Here is a 22,120-nt window from a genome sequence, read left to right as displayed (position 1 = left end):
AGCCGGCTTGCCGGCGAACAGGCCCTTGCCGACAACCGAAACTATTGAATCAGAGCGCTTCGCTACCGATCGCCACGCTCATCGAATGGCTGGCCCCCGGCCTCAGCGTCACCACATCCTCCATCACATTGGCCGTCTCGATGCACAGCATGCGCTGCCAACCCTCGTCAGCCATGTCCTGCAGGTCGCGGGCGCGATCGGTCCAAGGGTTCCAGATCACCGCGCTGCGTGAGCCCCCGGCCTGCAGGGTGATGCGCCGGTTCCAATGCGGGTCGACGATGGCCAGGCGCTCGGGCGCGTTCAGGTAGATGCGATCGGTCTCGCCCGTGAACGCCAGGTGGCCCTGTTGCTGGCGCTGCTCCCAGTTGGCCAGGGTTTCGATGTAGGCCAACCCGTCCACACCTTCCACCTGTACCTGGCGCACATCGCTCACGGCAAAGTAGCTGTGCAGGGCTTGGCTCAGGGTGACATCGGTGTTGCCAAGGTTGTAGCTGGTGAGGGTGAGCTTCAATTGCTGACCCAGTTCCACGACCAGCTTGAGCTCCACTTCGTGAGGCCAGTCCGGCAGATCGCCCAGGGCTTCGGGAAGCGTGAACTCGATGCGCAGGGTGTCGCCGGCTTCCTCGACACCCAGCAACTGCCAGTCGCGGCCGCGCACCAAGCCGTGGGCCGGTGGTTGTTCGCCCTCGTACATGGCTTTGACCGAAGCGGGGTTGCGTTCGAAGTTGCCGAACCAGGGCCAGCACACCGGCGCGCCGGCGCGCACCGACTTGCCCTGTCGGAAGATGGCCTGGTCGCTCAGCCACAGCAGCGGCGGCTCACCGATCCGCTGGTAGCTGAGGACCTGCGCGCCCTGCTGGGCGATCAGCAGTTCGGCGTGTTTGCTGGTGATGCGCCAGCAGTGGAGTTCGCCGTGTTGCTCGGTGTCGACCTGGAAGTTAGCCATTGCACTCGTCTCATTGGTTGCCTGTCGGGCCGTTGGACCCGGTGACCTGCCATGAGTTTAACGCCCGCGTGGTTCAGCGACGAGGCACGGAGCGGGTGCGGCCACTGCCGTCGATGGCGACGAATACGAACACGGCTTCGGTGACCTTGCGCCATTCGCTGGACAGCGGGTCGTCACTCCACACTTCGACCATCATCTGGATCGAGCTGCGGCCGATCTCCAGGGTCTGGGTATAGAAGGACAGCTGTGCGCCAACGGCCACCGGGACCAGGAAGGCCATGCGGTCGATGGCCACCGTGGCCACCCGGCCACCGGCGACGCGGCTGGCCATGGCGGTGCCGGCCAGGTCCATCTGGGCGACCAGCCAGCCGCCGAAGATATCGCCGAAACCATTGGTCTCGCGCGGCAGGGCGGTGATCTGCAAGGCCAGGTCGCCTTGCGGGATAGGATCTTCTTGTTCGAGCTCAATCATGCCGTGGGGCCTCTGACCCGTGAAGCTTCGTTGGTGGCGCAATGAAGGACGCCGTAAAAACGATTCAGCAACACGCATACTACGCTGATTTCGCTTCGCGAGGCGGCCAAAGGGAAACTCTGCGAAACAGTCTGACAACAATGACCGACGTTTTCGCACAACTTCCCACAGGGTAAGCAACCTTTTCCTACGAGCGGGCAGTATATAGACCTGCACAGCCAGCGACGACCGCACATTGATGAATATCTGTACGGATTTTGTACCGCTATGAGCGCGGCTCGGCAATTTGCTATCTTCGCTGCCTGACCTACCCAGAAGCCGCATGCCAAGCGGTCCGCAGACCAATAAGAGAAACCACAGCGATGACCTCCGTGCAGAGCAGTATCGAGCAGCCGTCCCGGCCGTTGTCCCGCAGTGACTACAAGACCCTTTCACTGTCCGCCCTGGGCGGTGCGCTGGAGTTCTACGATTTCATCATCTTCGTGTTCTTCGCCACCGTGGTCGGCAAGCTGTTCTTCCCTGCCGACATGCCCGAATGGCTGCGCTTGATGCAGACCTTCGGCATCTTCGCCGCCGGCTACCTGGCGCGGCCCCTTGGCGGCATCGTCATGGCCCACTTCGGTGATCTGCTCGGGCGCAAGAAGATGTTTACCCTGAGCATCTTCCTGATGGCGGTGCCGACCCTGGTGATGGGCCTGCTGCCGACTTATGCGCAGATCGGCCTGTGGGCACCGATCCTGCTGCTGTTGATGCGGGTGATCCAAGGCGCGGCCATCGGTGGCGAGGTACCGGGTGCCTGGGTGTTCGTCTCCGAGCACGTGCCGGCACGCAACACCGGCTATGCCTGCGGCACCCTGACCGCCGGCTTGACCTCGGGCATCCTGCTTGGTTCGCTGGTGGCGACGCTGATCAACACGATCTATTCCCCGGATGAAGTGGCGGACTACGCCTGGCGTATCCCGTTCCTGCTGGGTGGGGTGTTCGGCTTCTTCGCGGTCTACCTGCGCCGCTGGCTGCATGAGACTCCAGTGTTTGCCGAGATGCAGGCGCGCAAGGCGCTGGCCGAAGAGCTGCCGCTGCGCGCGGTGCTGCGCGACCACCGTGGCGCGATCATCCTGTCGATGCTGCTCACCTGGCTGCTGTCGGCCGGCATTGTGGTGATCATCCTGATGACCCCGGCCTTGCTGCAGAGCCTCTATTACGTCAGCCCCACCGACTCGCTCAAGGCCAACAGCCTGGCCATCGTGCTGCTCAGCCTGGGCTGTATCGGAGCTGGCAGCCTGGCTGACCGTTTTGGTGCCGGGCGCGTGTTCATCGTGGGGAGCCTGGCGCTGTTGGCGTCCTCCTGGGCCTTCTACCACAGCCTGCCGACCCGCCCGGACCTGCTGTTCCCGCTGTACGCCCTGACTGGCCTGTGCGTGGGCATCGTCGGTGCCGTGCCCTACGTGATGGTCAAGGCGTTTCCGCCGGTGGTGCGTTTCAGCGGCCTGTCGTTCTCCTACAACCTGGCGTACGCGATCTTCGGTGGGTTGACGCCAATGGTGGTTACCGCGCTGCTGAAGTTCAGCCCCATGGCGCCGGCTTATTATGTGGCTTGCCTGTGTGCCGTTGGTCTGGCCGTGGGTATCTATCTACTCGCCAGAAAACGCTGACCGAAACCGGTTCGCCGGCAAGTCGGCTCTTACAATAGGCATGCAGTACCTGTAGGAGCCGGCTTGCCGGCGAATAGGCCAGACCCGGCCATCCCCTCCCGAAACATCCTGAAAAGGCCATCCCCGATAACCGGTGATGGCCTTTCATCCAATTGTCATATTCGAGACATAGAGTGTTCATGCGGCCTGCAGATACTTGGGCCCGTTCCATCTCACAACCCACGATATTCCTGCTAGGAGCAAGGCATGAAACTGAAGCGTTTGATGGCGGCCCTGACCTTTGCCGCCGCTGGCGTTGCCACCGCCAATGCGGTCGCCGCCGTCGACCCAGCAATCCCGACCTACACCAAGACCACCGGTGTATCGGGCAACCTCTCCAGCGTCGGTTCCGATACCCTCGCGAACCTGATGACCCTGTGGGCCGAGGCCTACAAGAAGGAATATCCGAACGTAAACATCCAGATCCAGGCCGCCGGCTCCTCCACCGCGCCACCCGCGCTGACCGAAGGCACCGCCAACCTGGGCCCGATGAGCCGCAAGATGAAGGACGTCGAGCTGCAGGCCTTCGAGCAGAAGTACGGCTACAAGCCGACCGCCATCCCGGTCGCCGTCGACGCCCTGGCCGTGTTCGTGCACAAGGACAACCCGATCAAGGGCCTGACCATGGCTCAGGTGGACGCTATCTTCTCCTCCACCCGCCTGTGCGGCGGCAAGGCTGACGTCAAGACCTGGGGCGACATCGGTGTGACCGGCGACCTGGCCAACAAGCCAATCCAGCTGTTCGGCCGCAACTCGGTATCGGGCACCTATGGCTACTTCAAGGAAGAAGCCCTGTGCAAAGGCGACTTCAAGCCTAACGTCAATGAACAGCCTGGCTCGGCTTCGGTCGTGCAGTCGATCAGCTCCTCGCTGAACGGCATCGGTTACTCGGGCATCGGCTACAAGACCGCCAGCGTCAAGACCGTGGCCCTGGCCAAGAAAGACGGTGGCGAGTTCATCGAAGACAACGAAGCCAACGCCCTGAACGGTTCGTACCCGCTGTCGCGCTTCCTGTACGTCTACGTCAACAAGGCGCCGAACAAGCCTCTGGCCCCGCTGGAAGCCGAGTTCGTCAAGCTGGTCCTGTCCCAGGCCGGCCAGCAAGTTGTCGTGAAGGACGGCTACATCCCGCTGCCAGCCAAAGTGGTCGACAAGACCCTGGCCGACCTGGGCCTGTCCCACGCGGGTAACGTTGCAAAGAAGTAAGTAATTGAGGTTGAGGCCGGTGACTAATAATGCCGGCCTCTTCCACGAATTCCTTAGTCCGAAGCCAGGGCTCCTGAGCGGCGGGCTTTTTTGCGTCACTGCACTGTCATGTTTTTGTCATACGGGACCGCTAGGGTGTGCGCATGAATGATCTGGCCAACTCCACAATGACCCAAAATTCTCCTCCCGTGCGGATTGACTTCAATACGCCCGAGTTGCAACGCAAGCGCCGTATGCGCGCCCTCAAGGACCGCCTGACCCGCTGGTACGTCCTGGTGGGCGGCCTCGCCGTGCTGGCAGCGATCACGCTGATCTTCTTCTACCTGGCCTATGTGGTGCTGCCGCTGTTCCAGGGAGCCACGCTTTCCAGCAAGAAGGCCCTGGAGCCTACCTGGCTGCAGCAGGACGCCGGCAAACCCCTGATGATCGCCCTCGAGGAGCAGAACCTCGTGGGTATGCGCGTTTCCGACAAGGGCCAGGCCCTGTTCTTCGACACCAAGACCGGTGGCGAACTGAAGCGCGTCGACCTGCCGTTGCCCGCCGGCACCCAGGTCAGCTCGATCAGCACCGACCAGCCCGGCAGCCCGCTGGTGGTGCTGGGCCTGTCCAACGGCCAGGCGCTGGTGTTCCACCACACCTACAAGATCACCTACCCAGACAACAAGAAAACCATCGAGCCGGGTATCGACTACCCCTATGGCCAGGACTTGTTCACCCTGGACAGCGAAGGCCGCGCGCTGGAGCACGTGAGCGTCAACGTCAACGGCGACACCCTGCTGCTGGCCGGCTCCACCGGCGCGCACCTGCAGGTGATCGAACTGTCGCGTACCGAGAACATGATGACCGACGAGGTCACCATCGAGCAGAACCGCATCGAGCTGCCGCAGATGACCGAGGTGGTGAAGAACATCTTCATCGACCCGCGCCAGCAGTGGCTGTACGTGGTCAACGGCCGCGCCACCGCCGACGTGTTCAGCCTGCGCGACAAGAGCCTCAACGGCCGTTACAAGTTGTTGGAGGACGGTAACGCCGAGATCACCGCGACCGCCCAACTGGTCGGCGGCATCTCGCTGATCTTCGGTGACTCCAAGGGTGGCCTGAGCCAGTGGTTCATGGCCCGCGACCCGGATGGCGAGTCGCGCTTCAAGCTGATCCGCAGCTTCCAGCTGGGCAAGGCCCCGGTGGTGCAGATCGACGCCGAAGAGCGCCGCAAAGGCTTTGTCGCCCTGGACAGCGAAGGCAAGCTCGGCGTGTTCCACAGCACCGCGCACCGCACCCTGCTGGTCGAGCCGGTCGCTGAAGGCGCGGGCATCCTCGCCCTGTCGCCGCGCGCCAATCGCATCATCATCGAGCAAGGCGGCAAGCTGTTGCCGCTGAGTCTGAAGAACCCGCACCCGGAAGTCTCCTTCAGCGCGCTGTGGGGCAAAGTCTGGTACGAGAACTACGACGAGCCCAAGTACGTCTGGCAGTCGACAGCCTCGAACACCGACTTCGAACCCAAGCTGAGCCTGTCGCCGCTGACCTTCGGTACGCTCAAGGCCGCGTTCTACGCGATGATCCTGGCCGCCCCGCTGGCCATCGCCGCTGCCATCTACACCGCCTACTTCATGGCCCCGGGCATGCGCCGCAAGGTCAAGCCGGTGATCGAGCTGATGGAAGCGATGCCGACGGTGATCCTCGGCTTCTTCGCCGGCCTGTTCCTCGCGCCGTATCTGGAAGGCCACCTGCCGGGCGTGTTCAGCCTGTTCGTGATCATGCCGGTCGGGATCCTGCTCGCAGGCTTCAGCTGGAGCCGCCTGCCGGAGTCGATCCGCCTGCGCATTCCCGATGGCTGGGAAGCGGCGATCCTGATCCCGGTGATCCTGGTGATCGGTTGGTTCGCCCTGTACATGAGCCCGTTCCTGGAGAGCTGGTTCTTCGCCGGCGACATGCGCCTGTGGATCACCAACGACCTCGGTATCACCTACGACCAGCGCAACGCCCTGGTGGTCGGTATCGCCATGGGCTTCGCGGTCATCCCGAACATCTACTCCATCGCCGAAGACGCCGTGTTCAGCGTGCCACGCAGCCTTACCCTGGGTTCGCTGGCCCTGGGCGCCACACCCTGGCAGACCCTGACCCGCGTGGTCATCCTGACCGCCAGCCCGGGTATCTTCTCGGCGCTGATGATCGGTATGGGCCGTGCGGTGGGCGAGACCATGATCGTGCTGATGGCCACCGGCAACACCCCGGTGATGGAGCTGAACCTGTTCGAGGGCATGCGCACCCTGGCCGCCAACGTGGCCGTGGAAATGCCCGAATCGGAAGTCGGCGGCAGCCACTATCGTGTGCTGTTCCTCGCCGCCCTCGTGCTGCTGCTGTTCACCTTCGTGATGAACACCTTGGCCGAGCTGATTCGCCAGCGCCTGCGCAAGAAATACTCGTCGCTTTGATAGAAAGGTAGAGATCCGTGAAAAAGGATTCCCTCAAAGGCTGGTTCAAGAGCGGCGCCCCCGGCGTCTGGATCAGTGGTGGCGCGGTCGCCATGGCGGTCATCATGACCGTCGGCCTGCTGGCCGTGATCGCTGTGCGCGGCCTGGGCCACTTCTGGCCGGCCGACCTGGTCCAGGCCACCTACAAGGTGCCGGGCCAGGCCGACCACGTGGTCATCGGTGAAGTGGTACAAAAGGAAGAAGTGCCCCGCGAGCGGTTGAAGGGTGCCGGCTTGCCGGTGCCCGACCAGGGCCCGGAGTTCATGACCCGCGAGCTTATCAAGGTGGGTAACCGCGACCTCAATGGCAGCGATTTCACCTGGGTGGTCGGCGAGTGGCTGGTCGATCAGCGCAAGCCGGTCGACCTGATCGCCCTGGAGCGCCGCGAGTGGGGCAACTTCTATGGCTATCTGGTCAGCGTCAAGGAAGAAGGCCGCGTGGTTGCCCAGGGCCCGGAGGCCTGGAACGAGTTGCAGGCCCGCCTCAAGCGCGCCAGCGAGCTCAACGACCAGCTGGTGAAGCTGGAGAAGAAGGACATCGGTGCCATCAACCATGGTCTGGAGCGCCTGCGCCTGCACGGCCGCAAGCTGGAACTGGACGGCAAGCTGGACGCCGCCGCCCAGGCCGACATGGACGCCGAGCGCGCCGAGCTGAACAACCGCTACAAGGCTATCGAGGAGCGCCTGACCGGCCTGCACCAGGCCTTCGCCCGCGACAGCCTGGTGGCTCGCGACGGTAACGGCCGCGAGGTGGAGATCAACCTGAGCAAGGTGGTCCACGCCATCCAGCCGAACGCCATGTCCGGCATGAGCAAGATGGGTGCCTACTTCAGCAAGGTGTGGGAGTTCCTTAGCGATGACCCGCGTGAGGCCAACACCGAGGGCGGTATCTTCCCGGCTATCTTCGGCACCGTGATGATGACCCTGATCATGGCCGTGATCGTCACCCCGTTCGGTGTGCTGGCAGCGGTGTACCTGCGCGAATATGCCAAACAGGGCCCGGTGACCCGCCTGATCCGCATCGCGGTAAACAACCTGGCCGGTGTTCCGGCGATCGTCTACGGTGTGTTCGGCCTGGGCTTCTTCGTCTACGTGCTGGGCGGCTCGATCGACCGGCTGTTCTTCCCCGAGTCGCTGCCGGCGCCGACCCTTGGCACCCCAGGCTTGCTGTGGGCCTCGCTGACCCTGGCGCTGCTGGCGGTGCCGGTAGTGATCGTGGCCACCGAGGAAGGCCTGGCGCGCATTCCGCGCACGGTGCGCGAAGGTTCGCTGGCCCTGGGCGCGACCAAGGCCGAGACCCTGTGGAAAATCGTCCTGCCAATGGCCAGCCCGGCCATGATGACCGGCATGATCCTCGCCGTGGCCCGCGCCGCCGGCGAAGTGGCCCCGCTGATGCTGGTGGGTGTGGTGAAACTGGCGCCGTCGCTGCCGGTGGACGGCAACTACCCGTACCTGCACCTGGACCAGAAGATCATGCACCTGGGCTTCCACATCTACGACGTCGGCTTCCAGAGCCCCAACGTCGAGGCCGCGCGGCCGCTGGTGTACGCCACCGCGCTGCTGCTGGTACTGGTGATCGCCACCCTCAACCTCTCGGCGGTGTGGATCCGTAACCACCTGCGCGAGAAGTACAAGGCGCTCGACCACTGATCCTGATTGCAAGCGTGCCGCCCGAACACCGGGCGGCCCTTTGAAACGAATTGATAGCGTATGGAGTTGACCATGCAGCATGAATCCCACGCCCACGGCATCGACATGTCGGCCCTGGGCCGCGACAAGCAGAGCCTGCGCCTGGCCGAAGAGACCGTGGCCATCGAAGTACCCGGGCTGTCCCTGTTCTACGGCGACAAGCAAGCGCTGTTCGACGTCAGCATGAATATCCCCAAGCAGCGCGTGACCGCCTTCATCGGCCCGTCCGGCTGCGGCAAGTCCACCCTGCTGCGTACCTTCAACCGCATGAACGACCTGGTCGACGGCTGCCGCGTGGAAGGCGCCATCAACCTGTATGGCAACAACATCTACCGCAAGGGCGAGGACGTGGCCGAGCTGCGCCGCCGTGTGGGCATGGTGTTCCAGAAGCCCAACCCGTTCCCCAAGACCATCTACGAGAACGTGGTCTACGGCCTGCGCATCCAGGGCATCAACAAGAAGCGCGTGCTCGATGAAGCGGTGGAGTGGGCACTGAAGGGCGCAGCCCTGTGGGACGAGGTCAAGGACCGCCTGCACGACTCGGCACTGGGCCTGTCCGGTGGCCAGCAGCAGCGTCTGGTAATCGCCCGCACCATCGCCGTGGAGCCGGAAGTGCTGCTGCTCGACGAGCCATGCTCGGCGCTGGACCCGATCTCGACGCTGAAGGTCGAGGAACTGATCTACGAACTGAAATCCAAGTACACCATCGTCATCGTGACCCACAACATGCAGCAGGCGGCCCGCGTGTCGGACTACACCGCGTTCATGTACATGGGCAAACTGGTCGAATTCGGTGACACCGACACCCTGTTCACCAACCCGGCGAAGAAGCAGACCGAAGACTACATCACCGGTCGCTACGGCTAGTGGTCGACCCGTGGGGGCAGGCTCCCACAATGGATTCTTCTTGCCAGGGAACGATACGAACGACTAGAAGCGTGCAGCTGCTTCGCGGAGCGAAACGATGATCAACAAAGAAAGCCTTACCCACCACATCTCCCAGCAGTTCAACGCCGAGCTCGAGGAGGTGCGCAGCCACCTGCTGGCCATGGGCGGCCTGGTCGAGAAACAGGTGAACGACGCCGTCACCGCGCTGATCGAGGCCGACTCGGGCCTGGCCCAGCAGGTGCGCGAGGTCGATGAACAGATCAACCAGATGGAGCGCAACATCGACGAGGAATGCGTGCGCATTCTCGCCCGTCGCCAGCCGGCGGCCTCCGACCTGCGCCTGATCATCAGCATCTCCAAGTCGGTGATCGACCTGGAGCGCATCGGCGACGAATCGACCAAGATCGCCCGCCGCGCCATCCAACTGTGCGAGGAAGGCGAGTCGCCGCGGGGCTACGTCGAGGTACGCCACATCGGCGACCAGGTGCGCAACATGGTCCGCGACGCGCTGGACGCCTTCGCCCGCTTCGACGCCGACCTGGCGCTGTCGGTGGCCCAGTACGACAAAACCATCGACCGCGAGTACAAGACCGCGCTACGCGAGCTGGTCACCTACATGATGGAAGATCCGCGTTCGATCTCCCGGGTGTTGAGTGTGATCTGGGCCCTGCGTTCGCTGGAGCGCATCGGCGACCACGCGCGCAACATCTCGGAGCTGGTGATCTACCTGGTGCGTGGTACCGACGTGCGCCACATGGGCCTGAAGCGCATGAAAGCCGAAGTGCAAGGCGAGGCTTTCGATGAGGGTGAAATCGCTAATGTTCCGGCTGAACCGGACGATAAATAGAGTTGCTCCCGAGCATGAACGCCCGGCAATCGCCGGGCGTTTTCGTTTGCGGTCGAGCACCAGCAGGCACCCGCGAACCGTGTGAGAAGTCCCGGCGTGACCAGTGGTTTGGCAAATGGCCATCAGTCGGCGGTATGCTAGCCGGGATTCAAGAGGAATATCGATGAGTAAAGTGAATGTGCTGGTCGTGGACGATGCCCCGTTCATCCGCGACCTGGTAAGGAAGTGCCTGCGCAATGCCTTTCCCGGCATGGTGATCGAGGATGCAGTCAACGGCCGCAAGGCCATGGCCATGCTCAGCAAGGAACGTTTCGACCTGGTCCTGTGTGACTGGGAGATGCCCGAGATGTCGGGCCTCGAACTGCTGACCTGGTGCCGCCAGCAGGAAGAGATGAAGACCATGCAGTTCATCATGGTGACCAGCCGTGGTGACAAGGAGAACGTGATCCAGGCCATCCAGGCCGGCGTTTCCGACTTCGTCGGCAAGCCGTTCACCAACGAGCAGTTGCTGACCAAGGTGAAGAAGTCGCTGACCAAGATCGGCAAGCTCGACGCCCTGATGTCCAGCGCCCCGGCACGGGTCAACTCGGCGTTCGCCAACGACTCGCTCAGCGCCCTGACCGGCGGTCGTCCGGAGGCGGCCAAGGTGGCTGCGCCTGCCGCTGCCCCGGTGGCAGCAGCGGCCAAGCCGCTGATCAACGCGCCCACGCCGAAGACTGCCGCCGCCGCGGCCCAGTCGGGCCGTGGCCAGGGCCAGCTGCGCCTGTCCAGTGGCACCCAGCCGTGCGTGATCAAGGCCCTGAGCCTGAAGGAAGCCCTGCTGGTGGTGCGCCGCAGCGCCAACCTGCCGCAGGTGCTCGAAGGCGCGGTGCTGGACCTGGAGCAGGGCGAGAACGCCGAGGTGGCACGCCTGAACGGCTACCTGCACGCCATCGCCGCGCTGGAACCCAAGCCCGAGAGCGACTGGCTGCAACTGACCTTCAAGTTCGTCGACCAGGATGCGCAGAAGCTCGACTACCTGTCGCGCCTGATTGCCCGTGGGACCACGCAGAAGCACTTCACGCCGGGCGCCTGATCGCCGGGCTGTACCTGCTGTAGGAGCGGCTTTAGCCGCGATCACCGCCAAACCGCGTTGCTTGCATCGCGGCTGAAGCCGCTCCTACAGAGCCCCGCTAAAAACTTCCGACCAGCTGTCACAACTTGTCTTTATCTGGGCTGCTAGGCTTCGACAGACCATACCTGTCAAAAAGCCACCATCATGCCAGCCCGCCTGCTGCTGTTTTGTGCCTTGCTCGTGGCCTCGGCGTCGAGCTTTGGCATGACCATCTACAAGACCACCGACAACTTCGGCGTGGTCTCCTATTCCGACCGACCAAGCCCGGGTGCCAAGCCGTTTGTCTTCCGTGAGCCGATGGTCGAGCGCCTGGACCGCCAGGTGCGCCTGCAGGCCGAGCCTTTCCCCGGTGGTGTGCGCTTCATCGCGCGCAACGAACTGTACGTACCGTTGGAAGTGGAACTGCGCGTGGACAAGCTGGCCAACGCATTTGGCGGCAATGCCCCGCGCGTCGTGCGGCGCGTGATCGGGCCGCGCTCGAGCAAGGTGCTCAGCGTGGTGTTGGCCGCCCCAGGTGGGCCGTTGAAGTATTCGAGCACGTTCAACTATGCCATGGGTGACCCGATCCAGCGCTCCGAGGGGTATCGCTACCCATTCCCGTGGAAGGGCGGGCCGTTCCGCCTGACCCAGGGGCCCAACGGTCGTTTCAGCCATTTCGGGCCCAAGGGCCGCTATGCCATGGACATCGCCATGCCCGAGGGCACACCGATCATCGCGGCGCGTGGGGGCGTGGTGGTCAAGGTCGAGAACAGTCAGAGCGGGCGGGGCACCAACCCCTCGGGCAATTTCGTGCGCATCCTCCACCCGGACGGCACCATGGGTGTGTACCTGCACCTGATGCGCGGTTCGGTGGTGGTGGCGGAGGGGCAGCGGGTGGTGCTGGGGCAGGCGCTGGCCAAGTCGGGCAACACCGGCAACAGCACCGGGCCGCACCTGCATTTCGTGGTGCAGCGCAACGTGGGGTTGGCGTTGGAATCGATCCCGTTCCAGTTTGACCGACCGATTGGCGGGTTGCCGAACTTCACGGCGGGGAATCCGTGAGGTTCGCCGGCAAGCCGGCTCCTACAAGCGCGGGCTGTGCCGGTGAACCGGTGCTCAACCGAGCTTGAGCACCTTGGCCAGCACGATCTTCGGCCCTTTCATCTTCTTGATGATGATGCGCAGGCCTTCAACCTCCAGCACTTCCTCTTCTTCGGGCACGCGCTTGAGCGTCTCGTAGATCAGCCCGGCGAGGGTTTCCGCCTCGATGTGGTCCAGGTCGATACCCAGCAAGCGCTCAACCTTGAACAGCGGCGTGTCACCGCGCACCAGCAGCTTGCCCGGCTGGTAGGCGAGGATGCCGCGTTCGGTCTTGCGGTGCTCGTCCTGGATATCGCCCACCAGCACTTCCAGCACGTCTTCCATGGTCAGGTAGCCGATGACCTTGCCGTCGGCTTCCTCGACCAGCACGAAGTGCGCGCCACCCTTGCGGAACTGCTCCAGCAACTGCGCCAGCGGCATGTGCCGCGACACGCGCTCCAGCGGGCGGGCCAAGTCGTCGAGGTCGACGGTCTCGGGAAGGTGCTCCAGTTCGGCCAGCTCCAGCAGCAGGTCCTTGATGTGCAGCAGGCCGGTGAACTCCTCACGCTCGGCGTCATACAGCGGGTAGCGGCTGAACTTGTGTCGACGCACCAGCGCCAGGATCTCCTTGAGCGGGGCATGGGCGTCGATGCTGACCATGTCCTCGCGGGAGTTGGCCCAGTCGACCACCTCCAGCTCGCCCATTTCCACGGCCGAGGCCAGCACGCGCATGCCCTGGTCGCTCGGGTCCTGGCCACGGCTGGAGTGCAGGATCAGCTTGAGCTCCTCGCGGCTGTAGTGGTGTTCGTGGTGCGGGCCGGGCTCACCCTGCCCGGCGATGCGCAGGATGGTGTTGGCGCTGGCGTTGAGCAGGTAGATGGCCGGGTACATTGCCCAGTAGAACAGGTACAGCGGCACGGCGGTCCACAGCGACAGCAGCTCGGGCTTGCGAATGGCCCAGGATTTGGGTGCCAGTTCGCCAACCACGATGTGCAGGTAGGAGATCACGAAGAAGGCGACGAAGAACGAGATCGCCTTGATCAGCTCGGGCGAGTCAACGCCCACGGCGGCCAGCAGCGGCTCGAGCAGGTGGGCGAAAGCCGGCTCACCGACCCAGCCCAGGCCCAGGGAGGCCAGGGTGATACCCAGCTGGCAGGCCGAGAGGTAGGCGTCGAGTTGGTTGTGCACCTTGCGCAGGATGCTGCCACGCCAGCCATGCAGCTCGGCGATGGATTCGACCCGGGTGGAACGCAGCTTGACCATGGCGAACTCGGCGGCCACGAAGAAGCCGTTGAGCAGCACCAGGAACAGGGCGAAGAGAATCATGCCGAAATCGGCGAACAACGAGGTGAGGCTGATACCAGGGGAAGGGTCCATGATGGAGTTTTTACGGGGTCCGTCTTTGAGAAAGGGAGAAAAAAAGTGCCAGCGATGGCTGGCACAGGGGATCCAATGTAGCGGCTGAGGCCGTAAAAGCAAAGGGCCGTGGTCTTATTGGGGCGCTTTGCGCCCATCGCCGGCAAGCCGGCGCCTACCGTAGAAGCCGGTTTGCCGGCGATGGGCTGCAAAGCACCCGGCATCTCAACCTTTGCTCACCACCAATTGTGCCGGCGCAAAGTGACAGGTGAAGGTGCTGCCGTGCCCCGGCACGCTGCTGATCTCCAGGCGCCCACGATGGCGCATCAGCACATGCTTGACGATCGCCAGCCCCAGCCCGGTGCCGCCGGTGTTGGAGGCGCGGCTGGAGTCGACCCGGTAGAAGCGTTCCGTAAGGCGCGGCAAGTGCTTGGCCTCGATGCCCACCCCAGAGTCCTGCACCGACAGGTGCGCACCCTGTTCGTCGGCCCACCAGCGGATACGGATGTTGCCTTCATCCTGGGTGTACTTGACCGCATTGAACACCAGGTTGGAGAACGCGCTGCGTAGCTCCGACTCGCTGCCCTTGAGACGAATACCGGGCGCGGCTTCAAGTGTGATGCGCTGGTTGCGCGGGCCGGACAGGGCCTGGGCATCATTCTTGATGGCGTTGAGCAGGGTGTCGACCAGCACCGGCTGGTTGTCCGACGGATAGTCGGTGGCTTCGAGCTTGGCCAGCAGTAGCAGGTCGTTGAGCAGGGTCTGCATGCGCGAACCTTGCGCGCTCATCTGCTGCAGGGCGCGGCTCCAGCGCGGGTTCACGTCCTCGACGTTGTCCAGCAGCGTCTCCAGGTAGCCGGTGATCACCGTCAGTGGCGTGCGCAGTTCGTGGGAAACGTTGGCGACGAAATCCTTGCGCATCTGCTCGAGCTGGTGAATGCGGGTGACGTCGCGCACCAGCATCAGGTGCTCGTTGTTGCCGTAGCGGGTCAGGTGCAGTTGCACACGCAGGCGGTCGTTGATGGGCGAGGGGATCTCCAGTGGCTCGGCGTAGTTCTCCGACTCGAAGTACTCCTTGAAGCGGGGGTGGCGCACCAGGTTGGTCACCGGCTGGCCACCGTCCTGCGGGGTCTTGAAGCCCAGCAGCGTTTCGGCGGCGCGGTTCCACCATTCCAGGTTGCCGTCGCTGTCGAGCATGATCACCGCGTCACGCAAGGCCGCGGTGGACTCCTGGACCCGGTCGATCACCGCCTGCAGGCGGCCGCGCACGCGCTGGTCGCGGCGTTGCAGGTGGTAGATGCTGTCGAACACCTCGCCCCACAGGCCGTAGCCGTCGGGCGGGGCCTCGTCGGGCTGGTGGTTGCGCAACCAGTCGTGCAGGCGCAGCAATTGCTTGAGTGTCCAGCCCAGGTAGAACGCCAGGCCGATGGCCAGGCTCCAGCCGTAGTAGCCGCTGACCAGCCCGCCGATCAGGCAGGCGGTGATCAGCAGGAGCATGTGGCGAATCAGGGTCGCGTGCCAGTTCGGGTTCAATTGACAGTCCTTGTACAGCGGATGCTCGGGCTCGATCAGCTCTTGGTCGAGAAGCGGTAGCCGGTGCCGCGGACGGTTTGTACCAGATTTTCGTAAGCTTCACCCAGCGCCTTGCGCAGGCGACGGATGTGTACGTCGACGGTGCGTTCCTCGACGTAGACGTTGCCGCCCCAGACCTGGTCGAGCAGCTGGCCGCGGGTGTAGGCGCGCTCCTGGTGGGTCATGAAGAACTGCAGCAGGCGGTATTCGGTGGGGCCCATCTCGGCCGGCCGACCGTCGATGGTCACGCGGTGGCTGATCGGGTCGAGCAGCAGGCCGCCGACTTCGATCGGCGCCTCGCTGTCGCTCGGGCCGGTGCGGCGCAGCACGGCCTTGAGTCGGGCCACCAGCTCGCGGGGCGAGAACGGCTTGGTGATGTAGTCGTCGGCGCCGACTTCCAGGCCTTGGATCTTGTTGTCCTCTTCGCCCTTGGCGGTAAGCATGATGATCGGGATGTCGCCGGTCAGTTCGTCGCGCTTGAGGCGGCGGGCCAGCTCGATACCCGAGGTGCCCGGGAGCATCCAGTCAAGCAGGATCAGGTCTGGCTTGCGGTCGACGATGATCGCGTGGGCCTGCTGCGAGTTCTCGGCCTCGAGGCAGTCATAGCCGGCCATTTCCAATGCAACGGCGATCATCTCGCGGATAGGCGCTTCGTCGTCGACGATCAGAATGTTTCTGCCAACCATGCTCAATTACCTCTCCCAGGAACGGTGTCTTGGCCCGCATTAGATAACGGAATTATTGCAGCTGTGTGACAGGGTGTTGGCCGTTCTGGCGACATTGCGTGACTGGACTAGGCTTCAGGGGGCCGCCCGAGCGGCGGCTGAACCCCTCCGAACCCCCGAAACAATGGTGATTCCAATGACACGACATACGCTGAGCTGGATGGCCCTTTGCGCTGCGCTGGCAGTGCCGGGGGTGGCGTCGGCTCATCACGCCATGGAAAAAGACGGCATGTGGGTCGATCACAACGGCATGACGCTGTACACCTTTGACAAGGACGCGGGTGGCAAGTCGATGTGCAATGGCGACTGCGCTGGCAACTGGCCGCCGCTGAAGGTCCAGGACGGTGAAAAGGCCGACGGCAAGTGGACGCAGATCAAGCGTGACGACGGTTCGATGCAGTGGGCCTACGACGGCAAGCCGCTGTACACCTTCGTCAAGGACAAGAAAGCCGGGGACATGACCGGCGATGGCATGAAGGACCTCTGGCACGTGGCCAAGCCCTGAGTCGGTGGTGCCCTGTTCACCGGCAAGCCGCTCTTGTACGAGCCGGCTTGCCGGCGAACGAGGCCGGTAGCGTCACCGCAAAGCGTAATCCAGCACCACCCCGATGAAGATCAGCATCCCCGCCCAATGGTTATGCAGGAATGCCTTGAAGCACGCCTCACGGTCCAGCTTGCGCGTCGACCAGAACTCCCAGGCAAAACACGCCGCCGCCGCCAGCAGCCCCAGGTGGAACCAGCCGTCCAGGTCGAAGCGATTGCCCGCCAGCAGCAGGCAGCCCAGCGACAGCAACTGCAAGGTCAGGATGATCACCCGGTCGGCCTCGCCGAACAGAATCGCCGTGGACTTCACACCGATCTTCAGGTCATCGTCGCGATCGACCATGGCGTAGTAGGTGTCATAACCGACGGTCCACAACACGTTGGCGATGTACAGCAGCCAGGCGCTGGCCGGCAGTTCGCCGCCGGCGGCGGTGAAGGCCATGGGGATACCCCAGGAGTAGGCCGCGCCCAGCACCACCTGTGGGTAGTAGGTGTAGCGCTTCATGAACGGGTAGCAGAACGCCAGCGCCACGGCACCGAATGATAGCCACACCGTCGTGGCATTGGTGCACAGCACCAGCAGGAAGCTCACCCCTACCAGCAGGGCGAACAGCATCACGGCTTCCCGAGGCTTGACCCGGCCACTGGCCAGTGGCCGGTCGGCGGTGCGCTTGACGTGGCCATCCACCTTGCGATCGGCGAAGTCGTTGATGCAGCAGCCGGCGGCGCGCATCAGCACCACGCCCAGGGCGAAGATCAGCACATTCTTCAGGCTCGGCGAACCGTTGCCGGCGATCCAGACCGCCACCAGCGTCGGCCACAGCAGCAGGTAGATGCCGATCGGCCGGTCCATACGGCTCAGCTGAACGAAGTCCCAGGCCCGTGGATGCAGGCGGTTGAGCGACTTGAGCAGTTGCAGGTACATCAGCGGGTTTCCTCCTTGGCCGCTTGCCAGAGCGCTGGCAGGAACACCTCGGCCACCAGCAGGTCCAGGCCGCTGCGCTCGAAGCGCGAACGCCGGCCCCACAAGCCGTCATGGGCTACTTCGGTAGGCAGCCAGCCCTGTGGATAACGGCAGGCTTCGAGGGGGTGGCGGATGAATGCCTGGTCGCAGAACAGTAGCTCGCCCAGCGAGCGACTGCCGAGTGTTTCAAGGGCCAGGCCACCACGTTCCAACACGCTGCGCCCGGCCACGCTGCGGGCGAACACCCAAGGTCGGCCATGGCCTCGCAGGTAGACTTCGCGCACCCAGCCTTCCTCGCCGAGCCTCAGGCCCAGGGCGGCGCACTCGTCGTCGCGCAGTGGTTGCCAGCCCTCGAACAGGGGAGTGACGCTGAAGTGATCGTGGGACAGGTGGGTCAGACGGCGGGTCAGGGAGCCTTCGTCGAACAGCCAGTCGAGGGTCGGCTGGTCGAGGGTGGTCGCCAGCTGTGGATACGCCAGCCACGCGATAGCGGCTGCTTGCGGGGTTTCGTACGGCACGTGGGTATGCTTGATACAGGCCAGAGAGGCGGCGAGCTTAGCATGTTTGCCCTGACGGCTTGCATACTGCCGGCAGGGCCAGTACAAAGCCCACACGAATTGCGCGGTGGCCCCTTCGCGGGCCATTAGCGGCAACACAAAGCTTGAGCCTGTATCGAGGAAGACACCCCCATGAAGAAGTGGCAATGCATTGTCTGTGGCCTGATCTATGACGAAGCCGAAGGTTGGCCGGATGATGGGATCGCCCCAGGCACCCGTTGGGAAGACGTGCCGGAAGACTGGCTGTGCCCCGACTGCGGCGTGGGTAAGAGCGACTTCGAAATGATCGCCATCGGCTGATCGAACCCCTGACTTGAAAAAGGAAGAAACGACATGACGTCCCCTGTGGTGATCATCGGTACCGGCCTGGCCGGCTACAACCTGGCGCGAGAGTTTCGCAAGCTCGACGGCGAGACACCTTTGTTGCTGATCACCGCCGACGACGGTCGTTCCTACTCCAAGCCCATGCTCTCGACCGGCTTCGCCAAGCAGAAGGACGCCGACGGCCTGTGCATGGCCGAACCCGGTGCCATGGCCGAGCAGCTCAAGGCCGAGATCCGCACTCACACCCGTATCAGCGGCATCGACCCGGGCCACAAGCGCCTGTGGATCGGCGAGGAAGCGGTCGAGTACCGCGACCTGGTGCTGGCGTGGGGTGCACAGACCGTGCAGGTGCCGGTCGAGGGCGATGCCGGTGAGTTGATCTTCCCGATCAACGACCTTGAAGACTACGCACGCTTCCGCGCTGCCGCCGCAGGCAAGCAGCGGGTGCTGATCCTGGGGGCCGGCCTGATCGGCTGCGAGTTTGCCAACGACCTGACCCTGGGTGGTTTGCAATGCGAAGTAGTTGCCCCGTGTGAGCAGGTCATGCCGACCCTGCTGCACCCGGCCGCCGCCGCTGCCGTGCAGGCCGGCCTGGAAGGGTTGGGCGTACGCTTCCACTTGGGCCCGGTGCTGACCCGTCTGCTGCACGCCGGGGAAGGCCTCGAGGCGCATCTGTCCGATGGCCGCGTGATCGCCTGCGACCTGGTGGTCTCGGCTATTGGCCTGCGCCCGCGCACCGACCTGGCCGCCGCCGCGGGCCTGCAGGTCAATCGCGGCGTGGTGGTCGACCGCCAGCTGCGCACTTCCCATGACAATATCTTTGCCTTGGGTGATTGCGCCGAGGTCGGCGGCATCAATCTACTGTACGTCATGCCTCTGATGACCTGCGCCCGTGCCCTGGCCCAGACCCTGGCCGGCAACCCGACCGCGGTCAGCTACGGGCCGATGCCCGTCACAGTGAAGACGCCAGCCTGCCCGCTGGTGGTATCGCCACCACCCCACGGCCAAGAAGGCACCTGGCAAGTGGAAGGCCAGGGCGCCGACCTCAAGGTGCTCTGCCACGGTGCCGACGGCCAGTTGCTGGGCTACGCGCTGACCGGCGGCGCAGTGATGGAGAAACTGGCGCTGAACAAGCAGTTGCCGGCCCTGATGGCGTAAATAACGGGCGTTCTGTCGGATTTATCCTGTTCTTGCCGCGACAATGGCCGCCCAGACACTGGCGCGGCCCCGGACGGCGTGCCATTCTCACTGGCGTCTACCGCAGACTAGAGCCTGCGGTGCCTTGAGCGCTGCTTCCTTCGGCAGCACGGCATAACAACAAGAATTCCGTCAAAGAGGCTTCACTATGCGTAAACCAGAACTCGCCGCCGTCATCGCCGAAAAGGCCGATCTGACCAAGGAAAAGGCCAATATTGTCCTGAACGCGATTCTCGATAGCATCACCGGCGCGCTCGACAAGGACACCGTCACCCTGGTCGGTTTCGGCACCTTCGAAAAACGCCACCGTGGCGCCCGCACCGGCAAGAACCCGCAGACTGGCCAGCCGGTCAAGATCAAGGCCAGCAACACTGTTGCCTTCAAGCCGGGCAAGAACCTGCGCGACAGCGTCAACGCCCCGGCCAAGCCTGCCAAGAAAAAGTGATCCGCAGGTTATCCTGACGGGCGCCGAGAGGCGCCCGTTGTGTTTCTGGTAAGCAAATGCGGCGAACTTGCATAAATAGGGCGGGAAACGGATAAACTGCGCACCTCAGTCATTTTTCATTCGAGGGGCGTTGATGAAGTTTCGTTTTCTTCTCTGGGCCATGGGCTTGCTGATGGCCAAGGCCAGCCGTAACAACCCGGCGTTCCAGCAGCAACTGCAGGACAAGGATCTGGTTTTCCAGATGCAGACGCTCGACGGCAAGGTTGCCCGGCACTTCATCGTCAGTGGCCAGCGCATCAGCAGCAAGGGAGGCCTGCATCCGCAGCCAGCCTTCGCCATCGCTTTCAAGGACGCCGCCTACGGCTTCGCCACGCTGCAGGCCGGTAACAAGCAGCTGGCGTTCATGCAGGGGATTCAGGACAAGAGCATCCAGATCAAAGGCAATCCGGCGCTGGTGATCTGGTTCCAGGGCTTGATGAAATACCTGAAACCGAAGAAGAAAGCCTGAGCCAGGCGCTACCTGCAGGAGCGGCTTTGGCCGCGATGCAGGCACCGCGGCTTCTGGCACCCGCTTTGCGGGTGATCGCGGCTGAAGCCGCTCCTACAGGGCGGTCTTAATGCGAGTGCGGCACGTGGAACTGCGAAGCCAGCTCACGCAGCAACGCTTCGGCCTCCAGTACCTTGTTCACCACGTCATCGGCCTTTTCGCGGGTCAGCCCGAGGCGATCGAGCAGCGCTTCAGGGATATCGTCCTGTGGCCCCGAGCCGATCCCCCGGGTGCGCAGCAGGCGAATAGCCAGGCACACCAGGTTGGGGAACGCCGAGTGCTCGCTGTCGTAGGATGGGTCGTGTTGGAAGCGCAGCGCGGTGGTCAGCTCATCGGGCATGTCCCACAGCTTCATCAGCCAGGCGCCGATCTGCTCGCGGCTGATCCCCAGCAAGTGCTGCTCCACATAGCTGTGGCACAGGTGCGGGTTGACCTCCAGATGGCGGCAGATCAGCGAGAAGTGTGGCGGGAACACATGAGCCAGCAGCAAATAACCAAAGTTGTGCAGTAGCCCGGCCAGATAGGTCAGGCCGGCCTCCGGGCGCTCGGCGCGCGGCATCGCGCGGGTCAGGCCTTCGATCACCGCTGCGGTGTAGATCGACTGCTGCCAGTACGGCGTAGCCTGCTGCGGGTGATCCTTGGGCAGGCTCAGGGTCTTGCCCAGTGCCAGGCCTAGTGCCAGGTTGATCACCAGGTCGAAGCCCAGCACGCGGACGATGGCGTCTTCCACCGAACGGATCTTGCCGGGCGAGGCGTAGTAGGGCGACGCCGCCCAGCTGACCACTTGGGCGGCCAGGGCCGGGTCGGTTTCCACCACGCCAGTGATGTCGTCGATGCTCGCGTCGGGGTCGACGCGCAGCTTGATGATCTTCTGCGCGGTGTCGGCCAGCGGCGGGATCTCGATAGTTTCTTCCAGGCGCTTCTGGATGCGGCGGGCAGTGAACTCTTGCACCGCCTTGGTGATTTCCTCGGAGTCGTCATGCGGACGGTCGAGGTTCGGGCGGATATCCTTGACCTCCTGGCCGAAGCTACTGGCGCTGGCCTTGGCGAGCATCTTGCGGAAGGCGGAGCGTTCGATTTCCAGCAGCACGCCGGTTTCGCCTGACTGGATCAGCAGCTTGTCGTTGTCGAGCAGGCTTTTTTCATACTGGCAGGGCGAGCTGGTCAGGGCAGGAATGGCCGGCAGGGTCTTGAGGTGGTGTTTGTCGAGCATCTGGTTCAGACGCTTCAACGGCACCGCCGTGAGGTTGCGGCCGGTCAGCTCTTCAAAGCGCTTGAGGTCCAGCAGCTGGCTCTGCGGGAACAGCACTAGCATGGCGCCGATTTCATCGTCGAGCAGGGCTGCTTGCACCCGAGAGGCGGCAGGCTGTTGCGGGTGATCGGGCACCTCGCGGTAGGCCACGCCGAGTTTTTCGAGCAACAGCCGGATGACAGACGGTGCGGTTGGGGTTGCGGTATCCAGGGCAACTTCAGTCATGGTCTGTATCCAATCATTCTTTTAAACGCGA

General features: G+C 63.6%; 21 protein-coding genes. 13 read left to right on the top strand and 8 right to left on the bottom strand.

Features of this window, described 5'->3' with window-relative positions:
- Nucleotides 1-49: 49 nt before the first annotated feature.
- Both IM733_RS19140 and IM733_RS19135 read right to left on the bottom strand, forming a co-directional pair.
- Nucleotides 50-946 carry a D-hexose-6-phosphate mutarotase gene (locus IM733_RS19140; RefSeq protein ID WP_248918035.1) on the bottom strand — a complete coding sequence of 299 codons (897 nt, stop codon included), beginning with the start codon at nt 944-946 and terminating at the stop codon, nt 50-52.
- 73 nt (nt 947-1,019) lie between these two features.
- A complete protein-coding gene (locus tag IM733_RS19135) occupies nt 1,020-1,418 on the bottom strand; it encodes an acyl-CoA thioesterase (protein ID WP_003253317.1) in 399 nt (132 codons plus the stop codon).
- A gap of 362 nt (nt 1,419-1,780) precedes the next feature.
- Here IM733_RS19135 and IM733_RS19130 point away from each other — a divergent pair, with 362 nt between their 5' ends.
- From IM733_RS19130 to IM733_RS19095, 8 genes are all read left to right on the top strand, one after another.
- Nucleotides 1,781-3,070 carry an MFS transporter gene (locus IM733_RS19130; protein WP_248918034.1) on the top strand — a complete coding sequence of 430 codons (1,290 nt, stop codon included), beginning with the start codon at nt 1,781-1,783 and terminating at the stop codon, nt 3,068-3,070.
- A gap of 246 nt (nt 3,071-3,316) precedes the next feature.
- Nucleotides 3,317-4,315, top strand: coding sequence for a phosphate ABC transporter substrate-binding protein PstS (locus IM733_RS19125; RefSeq protein WP_248918033.1), 999 nt, complete (start codon nt 3,317-3,319; stop codon nt 4,313-4,315).
- Nucleotides 4,316-4,458: 143 nt separating this feature from the next.
- Nucleotides 4,459-6,747, top strand: coding sequence for an ABC transporter permease subunit (locus tag IM733_RS19120; RefSeq protein WP_248918032.1), 2,289 nt, complete (start codon nt 4,459-4,461; stop codon nt 6,745-6,747).
- Between the two features lie 17 nt (nt 6,748-6,764).
- Nucleotides 6,765-8,435, top strand: coding sequence for a phosphate ABC transporter permease PstA (gene pstA / locus IM733_RS19115; RefSeq protein ID WP_248918031.1), 1,671 nt, complete (start codon nt 6,765-6,767; stop codon nt 8,433-8,435).
- A gap of 72 nt (nt 8,436-8,507) precedes the next feature.
- Nucleotides 8,508-9,341 (top strand): phosphate ABC transporter ATP-binding protein PstB, encoded by an 834-nt coding sequence (gene pstB / locus IM733_RS19110; RefSeq protein WP_011536433.1) that lies wholly within the window; start codon nt 8,508-8,510, stop codon nt 9,339-9,341.
- A gap of 97 nt (nt 9,342-9,438) precedes the next feature.
- Entirely contained in the window at nt 9,439-10,209 is a 771-nt protein-coding gene (phoU, locus tag IM733_RS19105; RefSeq protein ID WP_023630537.1) for a phosphate signaling complex protein PhoU, read from the top strand.
- 163 nt (nt 10,210-10,372) lie between these two features.
- Nucleotides 10,373-11,284: a response regulator gene (locus tag IM733_RS19100; RefSeq protein ID WP_248918030.1), complete on the top strand. Its 912-nt coding sequence runs from the start codon at nt 10,373-10,375 to the stop codon at nt 11,282-11,284.
- Nucleotides 11,285-11,467: 183 nt separating this feature from the next.
- Entirely contained in the window at nt 11,468-12,364 is an 897-nt protein-coding gene (locus IM733_RS19095) for a peptidoglycan DD-metalloendopeptidase family protein (protein WP_248918029.1), read from the top strand.
- Nucleotides 12,365-12,418: 54 nt separating this feature from the next.
- On the opposite strand, the gene IM733_RS19090 is transcribed toward IM733_RS19095, so the two are convergent.
- From IM733_RS19090 to phoB, 3 genes are all read right to left on the bottom strand, one after another.
- Entirely contained in the window at nt 12,419-13,759 is a 1,341-nt protein-coding gene (locus tag IM733_RS19090) for a hemolysin family protein (protein ID WP_248918028.1), read from the bottom strand.
- A 204-nt stretch (nt 13,760-13,963) separates the two neighbouring features.
- Nucleotides 13,964-15,235, bottom strand: coding sequence for a phosphate regulon sensor histidine kinase PhoR (gene phoR / locus IM733_RS19085; RefSeq protein WP_248921199.1), 1,272 nt, complete (start codon nt 15,233-15,235; stop codon nt 13,964-13,966).
- A gap of 71 nt (nt 15,236-15,306) precedes the next feature.
- Nucleotides 15,307-15,996, bottom strand: a complete 690-nt coding sequence (phoB, locus tag IM733_RS19080) for a phosphate regulon transcriptional regulator PhoB (protein WP_011536427.1) — start codon at nt 15,994-15,996, stop codon at nt 15,307-15,309.
- Between the two features lie 175 nt (nt 15,997-16,171).
- On the opposite strand from phoB, the gene IM733_RS19075 reads away from it, so the two are divergent.
- The gene (locus tag IM733_RS19075) at nt 16,172-16,540 is read left to right on the top strand and encodes a COG4315 family predicted lipoprotein (RefSeq protein WP_248918027.1); all 369 of its coding nucleotides are present in this window, start codon (nt 16,172-16,174) and stop codon (nt 16,538-16,540) included.
- A 72-nt stretch (nt 16,541-16,612) separates the two neighbouring features.
- On the opposite strand, the gene ubiA is transcribed toward IM733_RS19075, so the two are convergent.
- Together ubiA and IM733_RS19065 are read right to left on the bottom strand one after the other, a co-directional pair.
- The gene (gene ubiA / locus IM733_RS19070) at nt 16,613-17,503 is read right to left on the bottom strand and encodes a 4-hydroxybenzoate octaprenyltransferase (protein ID WP_248918026.1); all 891 of its coding nucleotides are present in this window, start codon (nt 17,501-17,503) and stop codon (nt 16,613-16,615) included.
- Nucleotides 17,503-18,060 carry a chorismate--pyruvate lyase family protein gene (locus IM733_RS19065; protein WP_248918025.1) on the bottom strand — a complete coding sequence of 186 codons (558 nt, stop codon included), beginning with the start codon at nt 18,058-18,060 and terminating at the stop codon, nt 17,503-17,505. The genes ubiA and IM733_RS19065 overlap by 1 nt, the downstream gene beginning before the upstream one ends.
- Before the next feature lie 171 nt (nt 18,061-18,231).
- Between IM733_RS19065 and IM733_RS19060 the strand changes: the two genes are divergently transcribed.
- From IM733_RS19060 to IM733_RS19045, 4 genes are all read left to right on the top strand, one after another.
- On the top strand, nt 18,232-18,399 hold the full coding sequence (locus tag IM733_RS19060; protein WP_011536423.1) for a rubredoxin: 168 nt from the start codon (nt 18,232-18,234) through the stop codon (nt 18,397-18,399).
- A gap of 33 nt (nt 18,400-18,432) precedes the next feature.
- Nucleotides 18,433-19,581: an NAD(P)/FAD-dependent oxidoreductase gene (locus IM733_RS19055; RefSeq protein ID WP_248918024.1), complete on the top strand. Its 1,149-nt coding sequence runs from the start codon at nt 18,433-18,435 to the stop codon at nt 19,579-19,581.
- A 187-nt stretch (nt 19,582-19,768) separates the two neighbouring features.
- Complete coding sequence (locus IM733_RS19050) at nt 19,769-20,065, top strand: HU family DNA-binding protein (RefSeq protein ID WP_011536421.1); 297 nt, start codon at nt 19,769-19,771, stop codon at nt 20,063-20,065.
- A gap of 133 nt (nt 20,066-20,198) precedes the next feature.
- Nucleotides 20,199-20,573: a hypothetical protein gene (locus IM733_RS19045; RefSeq protein ID WP_011536420.1), complete on the top strand. Its 375-nt coding sequence runs from the start codon at nt 20,199-20,201 to the stop codon at nt 20,571-20,573.
- A 106-nt stretch (nt 20,574-20,679) separates the two neighbouring features.
- Here the strand turns inward: IM733_RS19045 and IM733_RS19040 are convergent, their stop codons facing one another.
- Nucleotides 20,680-22,089: an HDOD domain-containing protein gene (locus IM733_RS19040; RefSeq protein WP_248918023.1), complete on the bottom strand. Its 1,410-nt coding sequence runs from the start codon at nt 22,087-22,089 to the stop codon at nt 20,680-20,682.
- Nucleotides 22,090-22,120: the final 31 nt, after the last annotated feature.

Origin of the sequence: Pseudomonas entomophila (assembly GCF_023277925.1) — a bacterium.
Classification (GTDB): Bacteria; Pseudomonadota; Gammaproteobacteria; order Pseudomonadales; family Pseudomonadaceae; genus Aquipseudomonas; species Aquipseudomonas entomophila_D.
This window is presented reverse-complemented; position numbering and strand designations above follow the sequence as displayed.